Origin of the sequence: Streptomyces sp. NPDC053474, assembly GCF_044544845.1 — a bacterium.
In the GTDB taxonomy this organism is placed as follows: domain Bacteria; phylum Actinomycetota; class Actinomycetes; order Streptomycetales; family Streptomycetaceae; genus Streptomyces.
Genome location: NZ_JBITXV010000037.1, coordinates 1 through 21,571 on the forward strand (window position 1 = coordinate 1; position 21,571 = coordinate 21,571).

The 21,571-nt window shown below is 75.4% G+C and carries 4 protein-coding genes; 3 read left to right on the plus strand and 1 reads right to left on the minus strand.

Going from position 1 to position 21,571, the window contains the following annotated elements; all coding sequences use genetic code 11:
* The first annotated feature begins 129 nt into the window (after positions 1-129).
* From ACIG3E_RS40710 to ACIG3E_RS40720, 3 genes are all read left to right on the plus strand, one after another.
* Positions 130-8,124, plus strand: a complete 7,995-nt coding sequence (locus tag ACIG3E_RS40710; RefSeq protein ID WP_399626225.1) for an SDR family NAD(P)-dependent oxidoreductase — start codon at positions 130-132, stop codon at positions 8,122-8,124.
* 48 nt (positions 8,125-8,172) lie between these two features.
* Positions 8,173-19,422 carry an SDR family NAD(P)-dependent oxidoreductase gene (locus ACIG3E_RS40715; RefSeq protein ID WP_399626227.1) on the plus strand — a complete coding sequence of 3,750 codons (11,250 nt, stop codon included), beginning with the start codon at positions 8,173-8,175 and terminating at the stop codon, positions 19,420-19,422.
* A 91-nt stretch (positions 19,423-19,513) separates the two neighbouring features.
* A complete protein-coding gene (locus tag ACIG3E_RS40720; RefSeq protein ID WP_399626229.1) occupies positions 19,514-20,272 on the plus strand; it encodes a thioesterase II family protein in 759 nt (252 codons plus the stop codon).
* 249 nt (positions 20,273-20,521) lie between these two features.
* Here the strand turns inward: ACIG3E_RS40720 and ACIG3E_RS40725 are convergent, their stop codons facing one another.
* The gene (locus ACIG3E_RS40725) at positions 20,522-21,175 is read right to left on the minus strand and encodes a response regulator transcription factor (protein ID WP_399626230.1); all 654 of its coding nucleotides are present in this window, start codon (positions 21,173-21,175) and stop codon (positions 20,522-20,524) included.
* Positions 21,176-21,571 lie beyond the last annotated feature (396 nt).

The window sequence follows — 21,571 nt, forward strand, 5'->3', positions numbered from 1 at the left end:
ACGCTGACCGGCGCGCGGGCCAGCGCCGAGGAACTGTCTTCGGCGGAGTACTGGGTCCGGCACGTACGGGAGTCCGTACGGTTCGCCGACGCCGTCAGCACGCTCGCGGGTGACGGAGTAGGTACGTTCGTGGAGGTCGGCCCGGGTGGGACGCTGTCGGCGCTCGGGCAGGAGTCCGCGCCGGACGCGGCCTTCGTGCCGGTGCTGCGCGGCGACCGGCCCGAAGCGGTGGCCGTCACGGCGGCCGCGGGACAGCTGCACATTCGTGGTGTGCGCGTCGAGTGGGAGGTCTTCTTCACCGGCGGGGGCGCGCGGCGCGTGGACCTGCCGACGTACGCCTTCCAGCGCGAGCGGTACTGGCCCGACGTGCTGCCGCTGTTCGGTGACGTCTCGGCGGCCGGGCTCGGGGCGGCGGAACACCCGCTCCTGGGGGCGAGCGTCGCCCTCGCCGGTACCGACGGGGCGCTCCTGACGGGCCGGTTGTCGGTCCAGACGCACCCGTGGCTGGCCGACCACGCGGTCATGGGCTCGGTGCTGCTCCCCGGCACGGCGTTCCTCGACCTGGCGATCCGCGCGGGTGACCAGGTCGGCTGCGACCTGGTGGAGGAGCTGACCCTTGAGGCACCGCTCGTGCTCCCTGAGAGCGGTGCGGTACGGGTGCAGGTGTGGGTCGGCGCCGAGGACGCGTCCGGCAGGCGCGAGCTGACCTTCCACTCCAGCACCGGAGACATGGACGACAGCCAGGCGTGGACCCGGCACGCCACCGGTGTGCTGCGCGCGGGCGGCCGGTCAGAGGGCGACGTGCTGGCCGCGTGGCCGCCCGCCGGGGCCGAGGCCGTGGACCTGGACGGGTTCTACGAGGCCATGGCCGACGGCGGCTTCGGCTACGGCCCCGTGTTCCAGGGGCTGCGGGCCGCGTGGCGCGCGGGTGGCGAGGTGTTCGCCGAGGTCGCGCTGCCCGAGGGTGTCAAGGCGGAAGGCTTCGGCCTGCACCCGGCGCTCCTCGACGCGGCGCTGCACGCCACCGGGCTCACGGGCGCGGCCGACGCCACCGGCAAGCTGCCGTTCTCCTGGTCCGGTGTGCGCCTGCACGCCGCCGGTGCCACGGCACTGCGGGTGCGCCTCGCGCCCACGGGCCCCGACGGGGTGTCCCTGACGGTCGCGGACGGCTCCGGCGCCCCGGTGGCCACCGTCGACTCGCTGGTGCTGCGCCCGGCCGCCCCGGTCCGGGCCGCGGCCGACGACCACGACGACGCGCTGTTCGGCGTCGACTGGGTGCCGGTGCCGCTGCCCGACGACGCGGCCCCCGCGGTGGAGTGGACCACCGACCTGGCGGGCCTGGCGCAGTCGGCCGCCGAGCTGTCCGGCTTCGTCGCCCTGGCGTGCCCGGTCGCGGCCTCCGAGAACCCGGCAGTCGGCGCGCACGAGGCCGCGGCCTGGGCCCTGGCGGCCGTGCGGACCTGGCTGGCCGACGAGCGGTTCGGCGCGGCGCGCCTGGCCGTCGTGACGCGGCACGCGGTCGCCCCCGCCGACGACGAGGACGTGCCGAACCTCGCGCACGCCGCCGTCTGGGGCCTGATGCGGTCCGCCCAGTCCGAGAACCCCGACCGGATCGTCCTGGTCGACCTCGACGACGAGGCGGCCTCGGCCGACGCGCTGCCGTCGGCCCTCGCGACGGGGGAGCCGCAGCTCGCCGTGCGCTCGGGGGCCGCGAGCGCCCCGCGCCTGGCCAGGGCACGGCGGTCCGTGGTCGACGACCCCGGCTTCGGCTCGGGCACGGTGCTCGTCACCGGCGCGACGGGCACCCTGGGCGGCCTGGTCGCCCGGCACCTGGTCGCGGAGCGCGGCGTGCGCGGCCTGCTGCTTGTCAGCAGGCGCGGCGCCGCCGCTCAGGGCGCCGAGGCGCTGCGCGAGGAACTCACCGCGCAGGGCGCCGACGTCGTCCTCGCGGCCTGCGACGTGGCCGACCGCGAGGCGCTGGCCGCGCTCCTGGCCCGGCACCGGGTGACCGCCGTCGTCCACACCGCCGGTGTCCTCGACGACGGCACGATCGGCTCGCTGACGCCTGAACGGATCGACGCGGTGTTCCGGCCGAAGGTCGACGCGGCCTGGCACCTGCACGACCTGACCCGGGACGCCGACCTGGCGGCCTTCGTGGTGTTCTCCTCCGCCGCCGGTGTCTTCGGCGGCCCCGGCCAGGGCAACTACGCGGCGGCCAACACCTTCCTCGACGCGCTCGCCCAGCACCGCCGCGCCCACGGCCTGCCCGCGACCTCGCTGGCCTGGGGCCTGTGGGAGACGGCGGGCGGCATGGCGGGCAGCCTCGACGACACCGACGTACGCCGCATCACCAGCGGCGGCGCCATCCCGATCGGCCCGGCCGAGGGCCTGGCCCTGTTCGACGCCGCGGGCTCCACGGGGCGGGCGCTCCTCGCGCCCGTGCCGATGGACTTCGCCGTGCTGCGGCGGCAGGCGCGCACCCAGCCCGTGTTCCACCTGCTGCGCGGCCTGGTGCGCAACACCGCGCGCAGGACCGCCGATCCCGCGAGCAGGTCCGCGCTCGCGCAGTCCCTCGCGGGCCTGACCGAGGGCGAGCGGGAGAAGGCGCTGCTCGACCTCGTCCGCACCCACGCGGCGGCGGTGCTCGGTCACAGCTCGGCCCACGCCGTCGAGCCCGACCGGGCCTTCCGGGAGCTGGGCTTCGACTCGCTCAGCTCCGTCGAGCTGCGCAACCACCTGGGGGCGGCCACCGAGCTGCGGCTGCCCGCCACGCTCGTCTTCGACCACCCGAACCCCGCCGCGCTCGCCGCGTTCCTCAGCGCCGAGCTCGCGGGCGCCCCGGCCGTGGCCGCGCCCGCGCCCACGGCGGTGGCGGTGACCGACGAGCCGATCGCCATCGTCGGCATGAGCTGCCGCTTCCCCGGCGGGGTCGACTCGCCCGAGGACCTGTGGCGGCTCGTCCTGGACGGCACCGACGCCATCAGCGAGTTCCCCGGCAACCGCGGCTGGGACGTGGACGCCCTCTACGACCCCGACCCCGAGCGCACGGGCACCTCGTACACCCGCGAGGGCGGCTTCCTGCACGACGCCGACCTGTTCGACCCGGCGTTCTTCGGGATATCGCCGCGCGAGGCCCTCGCCATGGACCCGCAGCAGCGCCTCCTCCTGGAAACCTCCTGGGAGGCCTTCGAGCGGGCGGGCATCGACCCGAACTCGGCCCGGGGCAAGGCCGTGGGCGTGTTCGCGGGGGTGATGTACCACGACTACGTGTCGCGGCTCCGCTCCGTCCCACAGGACGTCGAGGGCTACCTCGGCACCGGCGGATCCGGCAGCGTCGCCTCCGGTCGCGTCGCCTACGCGCTGGGCCTGGAAGGGCCCGCCGTCACCGTCGACACCGCGTGCTCCTCGTCGCTCGTCGCCCTGCACTGGGCGATCCAGGCGCTGCACAAGGGGGAGTGCGCGATGGCGCTGGCCGGTGGTGTCGCCGTGATGGCGACCCCCAGCACGTTCGTCGACTTCAGCCGCCAGCGCGGCCTGTCCTCCGACGGCCGCTGCAAGTCGTTCTCCGACAGCGCGGACGGCACCGGCTGGGGCGAAGGCGTCGGCATGCTCCTGGTCGAGCGCCTCTCCGACGCCCGCCGCAACGGACACCCGGTCCTGGCCGTGGTCCGTGGCTCGGCGGTGAACCAGGACGGCGCGTCCAACGGCCTGACCGCGCCCAATGGCCCCTCGCAGCAGCGCGTGATCCGGCAGGCCCTGGCGAGCGCGGGCCTGACCACGTCCGACGTGGACGCGGTCGAGGCGCACGGCACCGGCACCACCCTCGGCGACCCCATCGAGGCCCAGGCCGTCCTCGCCACCTACGGCCAGGACCGGGCCGCCGACCGGCCGCTGTGGCTCGGCTCGATCAAGTCGAACATCGGCCACACCCAGGCCGCCGCCGGTGTCGCCGGTGTCATCAAGATGGTCATGGCCATGCGCCACGGCGTCCTGCCGCGCACCCTGCACGTGGACGAGCCTTCGTCGAAGGTCGACTGGTCCGCGGGCGAGGTGGAGCTCCTCACCGAGTCCCGGCAGTGGCCGGAGACCGGCCGTCCGCGGCGGGCGGGCGTGTCGTCGTTCGGCGTGAGCGGCACGAACGCGCACACCGTCATCGAGTACGCGCCGGAGGACGTCCACGCCCCGGCTCCGGCCGACGGGGTGGTGCCCTGGGTCCTCTCGGCCCGGAGCGAGGAGGCGCTGCGCGCGCAGGCGGCCCGGCTGCGCGAGCGCGTCGCCGCCGAGCCGCGGCTCGGCCTGCCGGACGTCGCCTACTCGCTGGCGACCACGCGATCGGCCTTCGAACACCGGGCTGTCGTCCCGGGCGACGACCGCGCGGCGCTCCTCGACGGCCTGACCGCCCTGGCCGAGGGGCGCCCGTCGCCCGGCCTGGTCGCGGGCTCCGTCGCCGTCGGCGGGGTGGGCTTCCTGTTCTCGGGCCAGGGGTCGCAGCGCCTGGGCATGGGGCGTGAACTGGCGCGCCGGTACGCGGTGTTCGCCGAGGCCCTCGACGAGGTCCTGGCTCTCCTGGCTCCTGAGGTCCGCGAGGTCCTGTTCGGCGAGGACGCGGACGCGTTGAACCAGACGGGGGTGACGCAGCCCGCGTTGTTCGCGGTCGAAGTCGCGCTGTTCCGTCTCCTTGAGTCGTGGGGCGTGCGTCCGGACGCGTTGGCGGGTCACTCCATTGGTGAGTTGGCTGCCGCGCATGTTTCGGGTGTGTGGTCGCTGGCGGATGCGGTGAGGGTGGTGTCGGCGCGTGCGGGGTTGATGCAGGCGCTGCCGTCGGGTGGTGCGATGGTGGCGATCCAGGCTTCCGAGGAAGAGGTTGCTTCGGATCTGCCGGACACGGTGGGTATCGCTGCGGTCAACGGGCCCACCTCGGTGGTGATTTCGGGTGTCTCCGCTGAGGCGGAGGCCGTGGGCGAGCGCTGGCGCGAGGCGGGCCGCAAGGTGACCCGGCTCAAGGTCAGCCACGCGTTCCACTCGCCGCTGATGGACCCGATGCTCGATGACTTCCGTACGGTCCTGGAAGACGTCTCGTACGCGGCGCCCGCGATCCCGATCGTCTCGACGCTCACGGGCGTGCGGGCGACCGCTGAGGAACTGGCGTCGCCGGAGTACTGGGTGAGCCACGTACGCGAGTCGGTGCGGTTCGCCGACGCCGTCAGCGCGCTCGTCGACGAGGGCCTGACCACGTTCGTCGAGGTCGGCCCGGGCGGCACGCTGTCGGCCCTGGGACAGGAGTCGGCGCCGGAGGCCGGGTTCGTACCGGCGCTGCGGGCCGACCGGGCCGAGGAGCTCGCGCTGGTGTCGGCCGTGGCACAGCTGTACACGCGGGGCGTACGGCTCGACTGGGACGCCTTCTTCGCAGGTCAGGGTGCGCGGCGCGTCGATCTGCCGACGTACGCCTTCCAGCACCGGCGCTACTGGCTGGACGCCGGGGTGGGCGCGGGCGACCTGAACGCCGCCGGGCTCGGCTCGGCGGGCCACCCGCTGCTCGGCGCGATCATCGAGACGGCCGACTCCGACGGGGAGCTGTTCACCGGGCGGCTGTCCGTGGAGTCCCACCCGTGGCTGGCCGAGCACGTGATCCAGGGCTCGATCCTGCTGCCCGGCACCGCGTTCCTCGAACTGGCGGTCCACGCCGGTGACCAGGTCGGCTGCGCCGCGGTGGAGGAACTGACGCTGGAGGCGCCCCTGGTGGTGCCCGAGCGCGGCGGCGTACGCGTCCAGGTGCGGGTCGGCGGAGCGGACGACTCCGGCCGCCGCACGGTGACGGTGCACGCGCGGGGCGACGACCAGGACGTGTGGGTCCGGCACGCGAGCGGCGTGCTCGTGGCCGCCCCCGACGTCCCGTCGGCCGACTCCGCCGCCTGGCCGCCCGCGGACGCGGAGGCCGTCGACCTCGACGGGCTCTACGACCGCATGGCCGACGGCGGGTTCGGCTACGGCCCGCTCTTCCAGGGCCTGAGGTCGGCCTGGCGCACGGGCGACGCCGTGTGCGCCGAGGTCGCCCTGCCGGACGGCGTGGACGCGGGCGGCTTCGGTCTGCACCCGGCGCTCCTCGACGCGGCGCTGCACGCCATCGGTCTGATGGGCGGCGCCGACGGCCCCGGCAGGCTGCCGTTCTCGTGGTCGGGCGTGCGGCTGCACGCCTCGGGCGCGACGGTCCTTCGGGTGCGCCTGGCGCCCACGGGCTCGGACGGCGTGTCCCTGACGATCGCCGACGGCGCGGGTGCCCCCGTGGCCACGATCGACTCGCTGGTCCTGCGCCCGGTGGCGGGAATGGTGTCGCGGCAGGCCTGGGAGTCGCTGTTCCGTCTCGACTGGGTGCCTGCCGCGGCGCCGTCCGGAAGCGCCCGGTCGGTCGCGGAGTTCGCGGACTGGGCCGCGCTGCGGTCGGCCCTGGAGGCGGGGGAGACCCTGCCGGAGAACGCCGTGGTCCACTGCGCGGCGCCCCCCGGCACGGACGCGGTGCGGCAGCGGGTCCACGCCGCCCTGGAGCTGGTGCGGGGCTGGCTGGCCGACGAGCGGTGCGCGGCGTCGCGCCTCGTCCTGGTGACCCGCGGCGCGGTGGCCGTCGCGGCCGAGGACGACGTACCGGACCTGGCGGCAGCCGCGGTGTGGGGCCTGGTACGCACGGCACGGGCGGAGAACCCGGACCGCATCGTGCTCGTGGACGTCGACGACGAGGACGGCTGGAAGGCGGCCGTCGGCAGCCAGGAGCCCGAACTGGCCGTGCGTGCGGGCGACGTGTTCGCGCCGCGGCTCGTCCGCGCCCGTCCGGCCGAGACGGCCGAGTCGGGGGAGCCGGGCTTCGGCGAGGGCGCGGTCCTGGTGACCGGCGCCAGCGGGATGCTCGGCGGCTTGATCGCACGGCACTTGGTGGCGCGGCACGGGGTGCGGCGCTTGGTGCTGGCCAGTCGGCGCGGCCAAGTGGGCGCGCTGTACGACGAGTTGACCGGGCTCGGTGCCGAGGTCGCCGTGGTGGCCTGTGACGTGGCCGAGCGGGACGCGGTGGCGGCGCTGCTGGCCGAGCACCCGGTGACGGCCGTGGTGCACACGGCGGGCGTACTGGACGACGGCACGATCGGCTCGCTCACCGAGGAGCGCTTCGACACGGTCTTCCGGCCCAAGGTCGACGGGGCCCGGCATCTGCACGAGCTGACCCGCGAGATGGACCTGTCCGCGTTCGTCCTGTTCTCCTCGGTGACGGGCACGCTGGGCTCGCCCGGCCAGGCCAACTACGCGGCCGCCAACGCGTACCTCGACGCCCTCGCCCGGCACCGCCGGGCCCAGGGCCTGCCCGCGACCTCGCTGGCGTGGGGCCTGTGGGCCACGCAGGACGGCATGGGCGCGCGGATGGCCCAGTCCGGAGCGGTGGGCCTGAGCGCCGAACAGGGCCTGGAGCTGTTCGACGCGGTGGCCCTCGGGGCCGACCCGGTCGTCGTGCCGACGCGGCTCGACCTGAAGGCCGTGCGGGAACTCCCGGTGGTGCCGCCCGTCCTCAGCGCCCTGGTGCGCACGACGACCCGCAGGGCCGCCCAGGCCGGGGGCGACCCCGCCGCCGCACTGCGGGAGCGCCTGGCCGCGCTGACACCGGGCGAGCGGACCTCCGCCCTGACGGACCTGGTGTGCGCGCAGGTCGCGGCCGTGCTGGCGTTCTCCGGCCCCGAGGCGGTCGACGAGCGGCGGGCGTTCACCGAGCTCGGCTTCGACTCGCTGACCGCCGTCGACCTGCGCAACCGGCTCAACGTGGCCACCGGGCTCCGCCTGCCCGCCACGCTGATCTTCGACTATCCGACCCTGCTCGATCTGGTGGGTCACCTCACCGAAGCGCTCGCCGCCGACGAGCCGGGCGGGGTGGCGCCGCTGCTCGCCGAGCTGAGCCGCATCGAGGCGAGCCTCGCCGCGCTCAAGCCCGGCGACGACGAGGACGACCGGGTCGGCGCCCGGTTGTCGGCCCTCCTGGCCGCGTGGCGCGACAGCCGCGCCGACGCCGTCCCGCAGACGGCCGACGACCTCGACGCCGCCACGGACGACGAGGTGTTCGACCTGCTCGGCAAAGAGTTCGGCATCTCCTGACCCGTCCGGTCACCCCACTTGCTCGACGTTCCCTGGAGTAGAGACAGCATGGAAAACGAGGACAAGCTCCGCTACTTCCTCAAGCGGGTCACCGGCGATCTGCGCGAGACGCGGCGGCGGCTGCGCGAGGTCGAGGCCGGTGAGCAGGAACCGATCGCCATCATCGGCATGAGCTGCCGCTACCCGGGCGACGTGCGCTCCCCGGAGGACCTGTGGCAGCTGGTCGCCGACGGCCGCGACGGCGTGACACCCTTCCCCACCGACCGGGGCTGGGGGGACGTCGAGCTGTCCGACCCCGAGGACCCCGACCGGGTGTTCCGCACCGAGGGCGGATTCCTGCACGACGCGGGCGAGTTCGACCCCGGCGTGTTCGGGATCTCGCCCCGCGAGGCCCTCGCCATGGACCCGCAGCAGCGGCTGCTGCTCGAAATCTCCTGGGAGGCGTTCGAGCGGGCCGGGATCGACGCGTCGTCACTGCGCGGCAGCAGGACCGGCGTCTTCGCGGGCGTGATGTACCACGACTACACGTCACGGCTGCGGTCGGTGCCCGAGGGCCTGGAGGGCTTCCTGGGCACCGGCGGGCTCGGCAGCGTCGCCTCCGGGCGCGTGTCGTACACGTTCGCGCTGGAGGGGCCCGCCGTCACGGTGGACACCGCCTGCTCGTCGTCCCTGGTCACACTGCACCTGGCGGCACAGGCGCTGCGCTCGGGCGAATGCACCCTCGCGCTCGCGGGCGGCGTCACGGTGATGACGACGCCGCACACGTTCGTCGGCTTCAGCAAGCAGCGCGGCCTCGCCGCGGACGGCCGGTGCAAGTCGTTCTCCGACGACGCCGACGGCACCGGCTGGGGCGAGGGCGCGGGCATGCTCCTCCTGGAGCGGCTGTCCGACGCGCGGCGCAACGGCCACCGGGTCCTGGCCGTGGTCCGTGGCTCGGCGGTCAACCAGGACGGCGCGTCCAACGGCCTGACCGCCCCGAACGGCCCCTCCCAGCAGCGCGTGATCCGGCAGGCCCTGGACAGCGCGGGGCTGACCGCGGCCCAGGTCGACGCCGTCGAGGCGCACGGCACGGGCACCACCCTCGGCGACCCCATCGAGGCCCAGGCGCTCCTCGCCACCTACGGCCAGGACCGGCCCGAGGGGCAGCCGCTGTGGCTGGGCTCCGTGAAGTCCAACATCGGCCACACCCAGGCCGCCGCCGGTGTGGCGGGCGTCATCAAGATGGTCATGGCCCTGCGCCACGGCGTCCTGCCGCCCACCCTCCACGTCGGCGAGCGCTCCCGGCACGTCGACTGGTCGGAAGGCGCCGTGGAGCTGCTGACCGACGCGCGGCCGTGGCCGCGGACGGGACAGCCGCGCCGGACGGCGGTGTCGTCGTTCGGCATCAGCGGCACCAACGCCCACGTCGTCCTCGAACAGGCCCCGGCCGAGGACGCTGACGACGCCGTGGAAGAGCCCGTCGAGCCGGTCCTGACCCGGGCGGTGCCGTGGGTCCTCTCCGGCAACGACCCCGTCGCGCTGCGCGAGCGCGCCGCCGCCCTGCTGCGCCACCTGGACGGCCACGACACCTCGGCGGTGGACGTCGGCCACGCCCTCGCCCTGAGCCGGACCGCCCTGGAGCACCGGGCCGCCGTCGTCGGCACGGACCGCGCGGAGCTGCTGCGCGGCGTCGAGGCCCTTGCCACCGGCGGCGACGCGCCGAACCTGGTGCGCGGCACGGTGGGCACCCGCGGCAGGCTCGCCTTCCTGTTCAGCGGCCAGGGCAGCCAGCGGGCGGGCGCGGGCCGCGAACTGTACGGCGAGTTCCCCGTGTTCGCGCGGGCCCTCGACGAGGTCTGCGCCGGTCTGGACCCGCATCTGGACCGGCCCCTGCGGGAGGTGCTCTTCGCGGAGCCCGGCACCGAGGCCGCCGCCCTGCTGGACCTGACCACGTACACGCAGCCCGCGCTGTTCGCGATCGAGGTGGCGCTGTTCCGCCTCGTCACGGCGTGGGGCCTCGTCCCGCAGTTCCTCGCGGGCCACTCCATCGGCGAGCTGGCGGCGGCCCACGTGGCGGGCGTGTTCTCCCTCGCCGACACGTGCGCGCTGGTCGCGGCCCGCGGCAGGCTGATGGGGGCGCTGCCCGAGGGCGGGAAGATGCTGTCGCTGCGCGCCGACGAGCCCACCGTCCGGCGCCTGCTCGCCGAGCACGGCCGCGGCGCGGTGGACGTCGCCGCGGTCAACGGCCCCGAGTCCACCGTGATCGCGGGCGACGCCGACGCCGTGGCCGCGATCGACGCGGCGTGGCGGGAGAGCGGCGGGAAGAGTCGGTACCTGCGGGTCAGCCACGCGTTCCACTCGCCGCACGTGGACGCCGTCCTCGACGACTTCCGCGCCGTCGCCCGCAACGTCACCTACGGGACGCCGACCGTCCCGATCGTGTCCACCCTGACCGGCGCCGTCCTGGCCCCGGAGCAGGCGCGCGACCCCGAGCACTGGGTGCGGCACGCCCGCGAGGCGGTGCGCTTCCTCGACGGCATGCGGTGCCTGCGCGAGCAGGGCGTGGCGAACTTCCTGGAGCTCGGCCCCGACGCGGTCCTGACCGCGGCGGGCCGCGACTGCGTCGACGACGGCGCGCTCCTGGTGGCCGCCGCGCGGGCGAACAGGCCCGAGAGCACCGCGCTGACCTCGGCGGTCGCGGCCCTGCACGTGCGGGGCGTCGCCCTGGACTGGCAGGCCGTGTTCGCGGGCCGCGGCGCCCGGCGCGTCGACCTGCCCACGTACCCCTTCCAGCGCACCCGGTTCTGGCTGGACACGGGCGTGCCCGCCGGAGACATGGCGTCGGTGGGCCTGCGGCCCGCCGACCACCCGCTGCTCGGCGCCGCGGTCACCCTCGCGGACGAGGAGGGCGCCCTGCTCACCGGCAGGCTCTCCCTGGCCACCCACCCGTGGCTGGCCGACCACACCGTCGGCGGCGTGGTCCTCGTGCCGGGCGCCGCCCTGGTGGAGCTCGCCATCAGGGCCGGTGACCAGGTCGGGCTCGACCTCGTCGAGGAGCTGACCCTGGCGGCGCCCCTGGTCCTGCCGGAGGACGGCGCGGTACGGCTCCAGGTGTCCGTCGGCGCGCCGGACGCCGCCGGGCGCCGTGCCCTGAGCGCGTACGCACGGCCCGACGACGCGCCCGACGACCAGCCCTGGACGCGGCACGCCTCCGGCACGCTCGCGGCCGGTGACCGGGCCCCGGCCGCCCTCGGGGAGAGCTGGCCGCCCCAGGGCGCCGAGCCGCTCGACCTCGCGGGCCGCTACGGCGACCTCGCCGCGGCGGGGCTCGGCTACGGGCCCGCGTTCCGCGGCCTGCGCGCGGCGTGGCGGCGGGGCGACGAGGTGTTCGTCGAGGTGGAGCTCGCTGACGAGGACGCCGTGGGCTCCTTCGGCCTGCACCCCGCGCTGCTCGACTCCGCGCTGCACGCCATCGGGCTCGGCGACTTCGTCGCCGACGCGGAACGGCTGCACCTGCCCTACTCCTGGCGCGGGGTACGGCTGCACAGCAGCGGCGCGTCCGCGCTGCGCGGGCGCCTCTCCCCGGCGGGCGCCGCGGGCGTTGGCATCGACCTGGCCGACGGCACGGGCGCCCCCGTCGCCTCCGTCGAGGCACTGTCGCTGCGGCCCCTGACGGCGGACGGCCTCGCCGGAGACCGGCTCGACTCGCTGTTCCGGGTCGACTGGACGCGGGTGCGGCCCGACGCCTGTGCCCCGGCCCGCCGGGCGGTGCTCGGCGAAGGGCTCGACCTCTCCGACGGGACCCGCGCGTACCCGGACCTGGCCGCCCTCGCGGAGGCCGAGGTGCCCGACCTCGTCTTCGCCCCCGTACCCCCGGCCGCGGGTCCCGCGGAGGCGACGCACTGGGCGCTGTCCCTCGCGCAGGCCTGGCTCGCCGACGACCGGTTCGGCGCGGCGCGGCTGGTGTTCGTCACCACCGGCGCGGTGGCGGCGGGCCCCGACGAGGACGTCCCGGACCTGGCAGGCGCGCCGGTGTGGGGCTTCGTACGCGCGGCGCAGACCGAGCACCCGGGCCGGTTCGCGCTCATAGACGCCGACGACCGGTCGGCGGCGGTGCTCCAGGAGCTGCCGGACGAGCCCCAACTCGCCCTGCGGGCCGGCGACTGGTGCGCACCGAGGCTCGTCCGCGCCCGCCCCGCGCAGTCCGAGGAGGCGCGCTTCGGCGAGGGCGCGGTCCTGGTGACCGGCGCCAGCGGGATGCTCGGCGGCTTGATCGCACGGCACTTGGTGGCGCGGCACGGGGTGCGGCGCTTGGTGCTGGCCAGTCGGCGCGGCCAAGTGGGCGCGTTGTACGACGAGTTGACCGGGCTCGGTGCCGAGGTCGCCCTCGTGGCGTGTGACGTGGCGGAGCGGGACGCGGTGGCGGCGCTGCTGGCCGAGCATCCGGTGACCGCCGTGGTGCACACGGCGGGCGTACTGGACGACGGCACGATCGGCTCGCTCACCGCGGAGCGGATCGACACGGTCTTCCGGCCCAAGGTCGACGGCGCCCGGCATCTGCACGAGCTGACCCGCGAGATGGACCTGTCGGCGTTCGTTCTGTTCTCCTCCGCCGCCGGTACGTTCGGCAACCCCGGCCAGGGCAACTACGCGGCCGCCAACGCGTTCCTCGACGCCCTGGCCCAGCACCGCCGGGCCCAGGGCCTGCCCGCGACCTCCCTGGCGTGGGGCCTGTGGGCCGGTGAGGACGGCATGGGCGCGCGGATGGCCCAGACCGGGGCCGCGGGCCTCACCCCGCAGGAGGGGCTGCGGCTCTTCGACGCGGCCCTCGCCCTGCCGTCGGCCGTGGCCGTGCCCACGCGCCTGGACCTGGCGCCGCTGCGGGCGCACCCCGAAGCCGTCCCGGCCCTGCTGCGCGCCCTCGTGCGCACGGCGCGCCCCGAGGCCGCCAAGGCCACCGGGAGCCTCGCGGCACGGATCGCGGCGCTGCCGCAGGACGAGCGCCTCCCGGCGCTGCTCGACCTCGTCCGCACCTCCGTCGCCGCCGTGCTCGGCCACGCCTCCGCCGCCGAGGTGGAGCCCGAGCGGGCCTTCGACGAGCTCGGCTTCGACTCGCTCACGGCGGTCGAGCTGCGCAACCGGCTCGACGCGGCCACCGGCCTGCGCCTGCCCGCGACGCTCGTCTTCGACTACCCGACGCCCCTGGTGCTCGCGGGCCAGCTGCGCGCCGAGCTGCTCGGCGGCGAAGCGGCAGGCGCGGCGACCCTCCGCACGGCCGCCGCCGACGACGAGCCGATCGCCATCGTCGGCATGAGCTGCCGCTACCCCGGCGGCGTCCGGTCGCCCGAGGACCTGTGGCGCCTGGTGGCCGAGGGCCGCGACGCCGTGTCCGACTTCCCGGAGGACCGGGGCTGGGACGTGGCGGCGCTCTACGACCCCGACCCCGACCACACCGGAACCAGCAGCGTCCGCAGCGGCGGCTTCCTCCACGACGCCGCCGAGTTCGACCCCGCGTTCTTCGGCATGTCACCGCGCGAGGCCCTCGCGGTCGACCCCCAGCAGCGGCTGCTCCTCGAAACGTCGTGGGAGGCGATGGAGCGCGCGGGACTCGACCCGAAGGCGCTGCGCGGCAGCAGCACCGGCGTGTTCGCGGGCGTGATGTACAACGACTACGCCTCCCGGCTCCGCCGCGCCCCCGAGGGCTTCGAGGGCCAGCTCGGCGTCGGCAGCTCCGGCAGCGTCGCCTCCGGCCGGATCTCGTACGTGTTCGGCCTCGAAGGCCCCGCGATGACCGTGGACACCGCGTGCTCCTCGTCCCTCGTGGCGCTGCACCTGGCGGCGCAGGCGCTGCGCTCCGGCGAGTGCTCCCTCGCGCTCGCGGGCGGCGTCACCGTGATGGCGAGTCCGGCGACGTTCGTGGAGTTCAGCCGTCAGCGGGGGCTCGCCCCTGACGGCCGCTGCAAGGCGTTCTCCGCCGACGCGGACGGCACCGGCTGGGGCGAGGGCGTCGGCATGCTCGTCCTGGAGCGGCTGTCCGACGCACGGCGCAACGGCCACCGGGTCCTCGCCGTCGTGCGCGGCTCCGCGGTCAACCAGGACGGCGCGTCCAACGGCCTGACCGCCCCCAACGGCCCCTCGCAGCAGCGCGTGATCCGCCAGGCCCTCGCCAACGCGGGCCTGACCACGTCCGACGTGGACGCGGTCGAGGCGCACGGCACCGGCACCACCCTCGGCGACCCGATCGAGGCCCAGGCGCTCCTGGCCACCTACGGCCAGGACCGCGCCGAGGACCGGCCGCTGTGGCTAGGCTCGCTGAAGTCCAACATCGGCCACACCCAGGCCGCCGCCGGTGTCGGCGGCGTCATCAAGATGGTCATGGCGATGCGCCACGGCACGCTCCCGCGCACCCTGCACGTCTCCGAGCGCTCCCCGCACGTCGACTGGTCCGCGGGCGCCGTGGACCTCCTGACGGAGGCCCGGTCGTGGCCCGAGACGGGCCGCCCGTCCCGCGCGGGCGTGTCCTCGTTCGGCGTGAGCGGCACCAACGCGCACGTCGTCCTGGAGCAGGCGCCCGACGACACCCCGGCCCCTCAGCCGTCGGCCCCGGAAGACGCCCCGCTGGTCCTCTCCGCGCGCACGCACGACGCCCTGCGCGCGCACGCCGCCCAACTCGCCCCTGTCGTAGGGGAGACAGGCACATCGGACGTGGCGGCCGCCCTCCTCTCCCGTTCGGTGTTCGAGCACCGGGCCGTGGTGGTCGGGGGTGGCGCTGACGCGTTGGCGGCGGTGGCCCAGGGGGCGGAGTCCGCTCGGGTGGCGGTCGGTGTGGCGCGGCCGGTGGGCAAGGTGGCGTTCGTGTTCCCGGGTCAGGGGTCGCAGTGGCTGGGGATGGGGGCGGAGCTGGCGGAGTCCTCGCCGGTCTTCCGCGCTTCCCTCGACGCGTGCGCCCAGGCGCTGGCGCCGTATGTGGACTGGTCGTTGTACGACGTCCTGAACGACGCTGCCGCGCTGGAGCGCGTGGATGTCGTGCAGCCCGCGCTGTTCGCGGTGATGGTGTCGCTGGCCGCGCTGTGGCGTTCGTACGGGGTGGAGCCGGACGCGGTCGTCGGTCACAGCCAGGGGGAGATCGCCGCCGCGCATGTCGCGGGTGCGCTGTCCCTCGCCGATGCCGCCAAGGTGGTGGCGCTGCGCAGCAAGGCGGCTCTGGTGCTCTCGGGGCAGAGCGGGTTGGTGTCCCTCGCGGTGACGGTCGACGCCGCCCGTGAGCGGATCGCGCGCTGGCAGGGGCGGATCACCGTCGCCGCCGTCAACGGCCCCCGTTCGGTCGTGGTGGCGGGCGGCGCCGACGACCTGGACGCGTTGCTGGAGGCGTGCGCCGCTGACGACGTGTGGGCCCGCCGGGTCCCCATCGACTACGCCTCGCACTCGCCGTACGTCGAGCCCGTCCGCGAAGAGCTCGCGACCCTGCTGGCCGGAGTCGAGGGCAAGGCCGCGCGGGTGCCGATGCTGTCGACGGTCACGGGGGAGTGGCTGACCGGGACCGAGGTCGGGGCCGACTACTGGTACCAGAACCTGCGCAACACCGTGCGTTTCGAGGAAGCCACGCGCGGCCTGCTCGACCGGGGTGTCGGCGCGTTCGTGGAGTGCAGCCCGCACCCCGTGCTCACCTTCGGCGTGCGCGAGACCCTGGAGGCGGCCGACACCGAGGCGGTCGTGGTGGGCACGCTGCGCCGCACCGACGGCGACCTGGACCGGTTCCTGCTGTCGGCCGCCGAGGCGTATGTGGAGGGACTGCCCTTCGACTGGCACGCCGCCGTACCCGCCGTACCCGCCGGACGCCCCGTCGACCTGCCGACCTACCCCTTCCAGCACCAGCGCTACTGGCTGGACGCGCCCCGCGACCTGAGCGTCGAGGAAGCGGCCGGGGGGCTCGGCCTCGCGGGCACGGGCCATCCGCTGCTCGGCGCCGCCGTCGAACTCGCCGACGGGCAGGGCCTGGTGTGCACCGGAAGGCTCGGCACGGACACCCACCCGTGGCTCGCCGACCACGCCGTCGCGCAGACGGTCCTCCTGCCCGGCACCGCCTTCGCCGACATCGCGCTCGCCGCGGGCGGCAGGCTCGGCCTGGACGAGGTGGACGAACTGACCCTCGCCGCACCGCTGGTGCTGCCCGAACGCGGCGGCGTACGCCTGCGGGTGACGGTCGGCGCCGACGACGGCTCCGGCCGCCGGGCGCTGCACGTCGACTCCTGCCCGGACGACCCGGACGCCGCCGACTGGACCCGGCACGCCACCGGCTTCCTCACCACGGGGGCGCCCGCCGACCCCGCGGCGCTCACCCAGTGGCCGCCCGCCGACGCCGCGCGCGTCGACCTCGACGGCCTCTACGACGGCCTGGAAGAAGCCGGGTTCGGATACGGACCCGCCTTCCAGGGCCTGCGGTCGGCGTGGCGCGGCGACGGCGCCGTGTACGCCGAGATCGCACTCGACGAGGACCAGCACCGCGACGCCGCTTCGTTCGGGCTCCACCCGGCGCTGCTCGACGCCGCGCTGCACGCGTGCACGCTCGGCGGCCTCGTCGAGGACGCCGACCGGCCCCGGCTGCCGTTCACCTGGAACGGCGTCCGGTGGCACGCGACCGGTGCCACCACGGCCCGGGTCCGGCTCACCCCGGCCGGACCCGACGCCGTCTCCCTCGAACTGGCCGACGCGCAGGGGCAACCCCTGGCGACGGTCGCGTCCCTCGTCCTGCGGCCGATCGCCGCGGACCAGTGGGGTGCGCGCCACCGCGACGCGCTGTTCCGGCTGGAGTGGGTGGCCGCACCGACCGGCGCGGCCACCCCCGCTCCCGCCCGCGGTTGCGCCGTGATCGGCCCGGACGACCTGAAGGCCCGCGCGGGCCTCGCCGCGTCCGGGATCGCCGTCGAGGAACACCACGACCTCGCGGCCCTCGCCGCGGCCGGGGTCCCCGGCCTCGTCGTCGCCGCCTTCGCCGAGGACGGCCCGGAGCCGGTAGCCGCCGCTCGTACCGCCGCCGTCCGCGCGCTGCGCCTGGCTCAGGAGTGGCTGGCCGACGACCGGTTCCTCGACTCCCGCCTGGCCTTCGTGACCCGCGGGGCCGTCGCGGCCGGTCCCGACGAGGACGTGCCCGATGTCGCCGACGCGGTGGTGTGGGGCCTGATCCGGGCGGCCCAGTCCGAGAACCCCGGCCGGTTCGTCCTCGTCGACGTGGACGGGCACGACGCGTCCTGGGCGGCGCTGCCCGGCGTCACCGCAGGGGCCGAGCCGCAGGTGGCGGTGCGCGCCGGTGAGCCGAGGGCGCCGCGCCTCGCCCGGTTCGGGCCGTCCGCGCAGGAGTCCCCGATCGCCTTCGCGCCCGGCGGCACCGTCCTGGTGACCGGGGCCACCGGCATGATCGGCGGCCTCGTCACCCGCCGCCTCGTGACCGAGCACGGGGTGCGGCACCTCGTCCTCGCGAGCCGCAGGGGCGCCGCCGCGCCCGGCGCCGACGCACTGTGCGCGGCGCTGGCCGACCTCGGCGCTCAGGTCACGCTCGCCGCCTGCGACGTCACGGACCCCGCCGCGCTGGGCAAGCTCCTGGCCGAGGTGCCCGCGGACCACCCGCTGACCGGCGTGGTGCACTCGGCGGGCGTCCTGGACGACGGTGTGCTCGCCTCGCTGACGCCCGAGCGGATCGACACGGTGTTCCGGCCCAAGGTCGACGCGGCCTGGAACCTGCACGAGCTGACCCGAGAGATGGACCTGTCGGCGTTCGTCCTGTTCTCCTCCGCCGCCGGTACGTTCGGCAACCCCGGCCAGGGCAACTACGCGGCCGCCAACGCGTTCCTGGACGCGCTCGCCCACCACCGCAGGGCGGCGGGCCTGCCCGCCACGTCGCTGGCGTGGGGCCTGTGGGAGTCGGCCAGCACCATGACCGGCGGCCTGGCGGACAGCGACGTGGCACGCATGTCCCGCTCCGGCGTCACGGGCCTCACCGAGGAGGAGGGGCTCGCCCTGTTCGACCTCGGCTGTGCGGCGGGCGACGCGGTCGTCGTGCCGATGCGGCTCGACGCGGGCAGCCTGCGCGGCGGGCCCGACCAGGTGCACGCGCTGCTGCGCGGCCTCGTGCGCCCCCGGGCCGCCCGGGCGGCGGGCGCGGCCGAGGAGCCGCTGGCCCGGCGCCTCGCCGGGCTGACGGAGGAGGAGCAGCAGCGCGCACTCCTCGGCCTGGTCAGGGACCGTACGGCGGCCGTACTCGGCTACGCGCCGGACGAGCTCGACGTCTCCGGCGCCCTGACCCAGCTCGGCCTCGACTCCCTGACCGCGCTGCAACTACGCAACGAGCTCGCGGGCGCGACCGGTCTGCGCCTGCCCACCACCGTCGTGTTCGACCAGCGCACGGGCCCGGCGCTCGCCGGATACCTGCGGCGCGAACTCGCCGCGACCACCGGGGACGCCCCCGCCGCGCCCGCCGCCCTCGCCGTGGAGGACACCCTCGTCGGCCTGGTCCGCCAGTCCTACGACCTCGGCCTCGCCAAGGAGGGATGGCTGATGGTGGACGCGGCCGCACGGCTGCGGCCGGTGTTCGGCGAGGCCGACGAGGTGGCCGCGCTGCCGCCGGTCCCGCTGGCCACCGGCCCCGGCATCCCGCTGCTGTGCTTCCCGCCGACCATGGCACCCTCGGGGCCGCACTACTTCTCCCGCTTCGCCCCCGTCTTCGCGGGGCACCGGGACGTGACCCTGCTGCCCCACCCCGGCTTCGGCGCGGGGGAGCCGCTGCCCGCGACCCGGGAGGCGGTGGTCCGCTTCCAGGCCGAGGCCGTCGAGCGGCAGGCGGGCGAGCGGCCGTTCGTGCTCCTCGGCTACTCCTCGGGCGGGTGGATGGCCAACGCCGTCGCCGCGCTCCTGGAGCGGCAGGGCCGCGCACCGGCGGCGGTGGTGCTCCTGGACACGTACATCGCGACGAACTCGTTCGAGAAGCGCCTCGAGGCGGCACTGTCGGAGCGCATGTCCACCAGCCAGGCGTTCGACCTGCTGACCGGCGCGCAGATGACCGGACAGAGCGGTTACGTGCGCGTGTTCGAGGACTGGAAGCCCGAACCGGTCGGCGCCCCGACGCTGTTCGTGCACGCCACGTTCCCGCCCGGCGAGACGGAGGCGCTGCCGACCGAGGACGCCTGGCAGCCCCAGTGGCCGCACCGCCACGAGGACGCCGACGTCCCCGGCGACCACTTCACGATCATGGACGTGCACTCCGAGTCCACCGCGCTCGCCGTGCGGGCCTGGCTGGACGACGCCCGGTTCGCCACCCCCAGCTGACCCGTCGGCCCCCGGCTCACCTGACACACCCGACCCGACACCACGACAGCAGTACTCACCTCCGACCACGACAGCAGAACGGACGAGGCACATGACACCCACCGACGGCAGCGACCTCTGGCTCCGCCGGTTCCACCCCGCACCGGACGCCCCGGTCCGGCTCGTCTGCTTCCCGCACGCGGGCGGATCGGCGAGCTTCTACCACCCCGTCTCGGCCGCGCTCGCGAACGACGCCGACGTGGTGGCCCTCCAGTACCCGGGCCGCCAGGACCGGCGCAACGAACCGAACGTGGACGACATCGGCGTACTGGCGGACCGGCTGGCACCTGTGGTGGCACCGCTGTTCGACCGGCCCGTGGTGTTCTTCGGCCACAGCATGGGCGCGATCCTCGCGTTCGAGGTCGCCCGCAGGCTCGAAGGGGACGGGCACACGCTCGCGATGCTGTTCGCCTCCGGCCGACGGGCTCCGTCGACGCGGCGCGTGGAGAACGTCCACCAGCGGGACGACGACGGCCTCTTGGCCGATGTGAAGGCCCTGAGCGGCACCGACGCGAAGGTGCTCGGCGACGAGGAACTGCTGCGCATGGTGCTGCCCGCCATCCGCAGCGACTACCGGGCCATCGAGACGTACGGCTCCGTGGACGCGGTGCTCGGCTGCCCGATCACCGCCCTGGTGGGCGACGACGACCCGAAGTCGACGGTCGGGGAAGCCGACGCGTGGCGCGCCCACACCACGGCCGCCTTCCGGCTGCGGGAGTTCCGCGGCGGCCACTTCTACCTCAGCTCGCGCGCGCCGGAGGTGATCGCGGTGGTGGGCGAGGCGGTGCGCGGAGCCGTGGCCGTCGGCTGAGCGCTTCGCTGGAATCGCCGCGATGGGCCGTCGATCGCCTGCGGGTCCGTCGTGGCTGGTCGCTCCCCCAAGTTCTCGGCTTCGCTCGAACAGGGGGGACCCCCTTCGCGGCGGAGCCGCATATCGGCACAGCCCCGCGCCCCTGTGGGGCGCTCCATAGGACCGCTTGGCGGAGCGGGGGAACGGGAACGGGGGCCGGACGACTCGCTCGTCCGGCCCCCGTTCGGCCTCGGGTGCGGCCCGTCGGCCTCAGATGTAGCCCGCGCGCAGCGCGTAGGCCACCGCGTGGGTCCGGTTGCGCAGCCCAAGGCGCGAGGTCAGGTTCTGCAGGTCGTTCTTCACGGTCCGCTCGGAGTACGCGAGTTTGGCGGCGACCTCGGCGGTGTCGAGGCCGTCCGCCACCAGGCGGAGGATGTCGACCTCCCGCGGTGTCATCTCCGCCGGGGTGAGGTGCGCGGGGCCCTGCGCGCTGTTCTGGAGCCGCCCCATCTGGGCGATGAGCCTGCCTAACAGGTCGGGCGGTAAGTCACCGTGGCCCCGGTGGGCCGCGAGGACCGCCCGCTGCAGCCGGGCCGGGGTGGCCTCCCGCCGCCGCACGACCGCGGTGACACCGCAGCCCGCGACATCCAGCACATCCGCCCCGCGCATCCGGTCCACCACCAGGACCACCCGGGCGCTCTGCGCGTGCACGAGTCTGCGCACACTCACCAGGGTCGCCTCGTCCACGGTGCCGACGACGAGCAGGGCGACGTGGCCGCGGTCGTGCTGCGCGCCGTCCGCCACCGCGATCTCCGCGCACTGCCGGAGCTGGCTCACCACCCCGGCCTGGGAGATCGGGTCCGACGCGTGCACGGTCACCAGCACCGGCCGCGTCGTGGGAACGCTCTCAAGGGTCGACTGCATGGGCTAGAGCACCTCCAGGTTCCACGGTGGTCCAAAGGTGCGACGGTGACGGGAGACACCTGCGCCCACCGCTCGCTCCTCCGCTGTCAGGTAAGCAGCTGCCGCGTTCGCGCACCAAGCGGCGCCACGGGGTGTTGTCCCCCAGGTTGGTGTCCGCCGCTCACGTCCGGCTGATGTTCCGCTGATGCCTCTGGCGCCCCGATGTGAGGTGTGTCGCCGATGCGGCCTCATGTTCGAAGGTGAGAGGCGGTGCGGACGTCCCGCGGTGCCGGGGGCAAGTGGCTTTGCGTCACCTCGCGGAGACGGTGGGTATAGACCAGCGGCCTCGATGGACCTCGCGAGACGCACTCGGCAACTGTGCGCAGCACATGCCGGAGGCGGGTTTCGGCCTCCCGG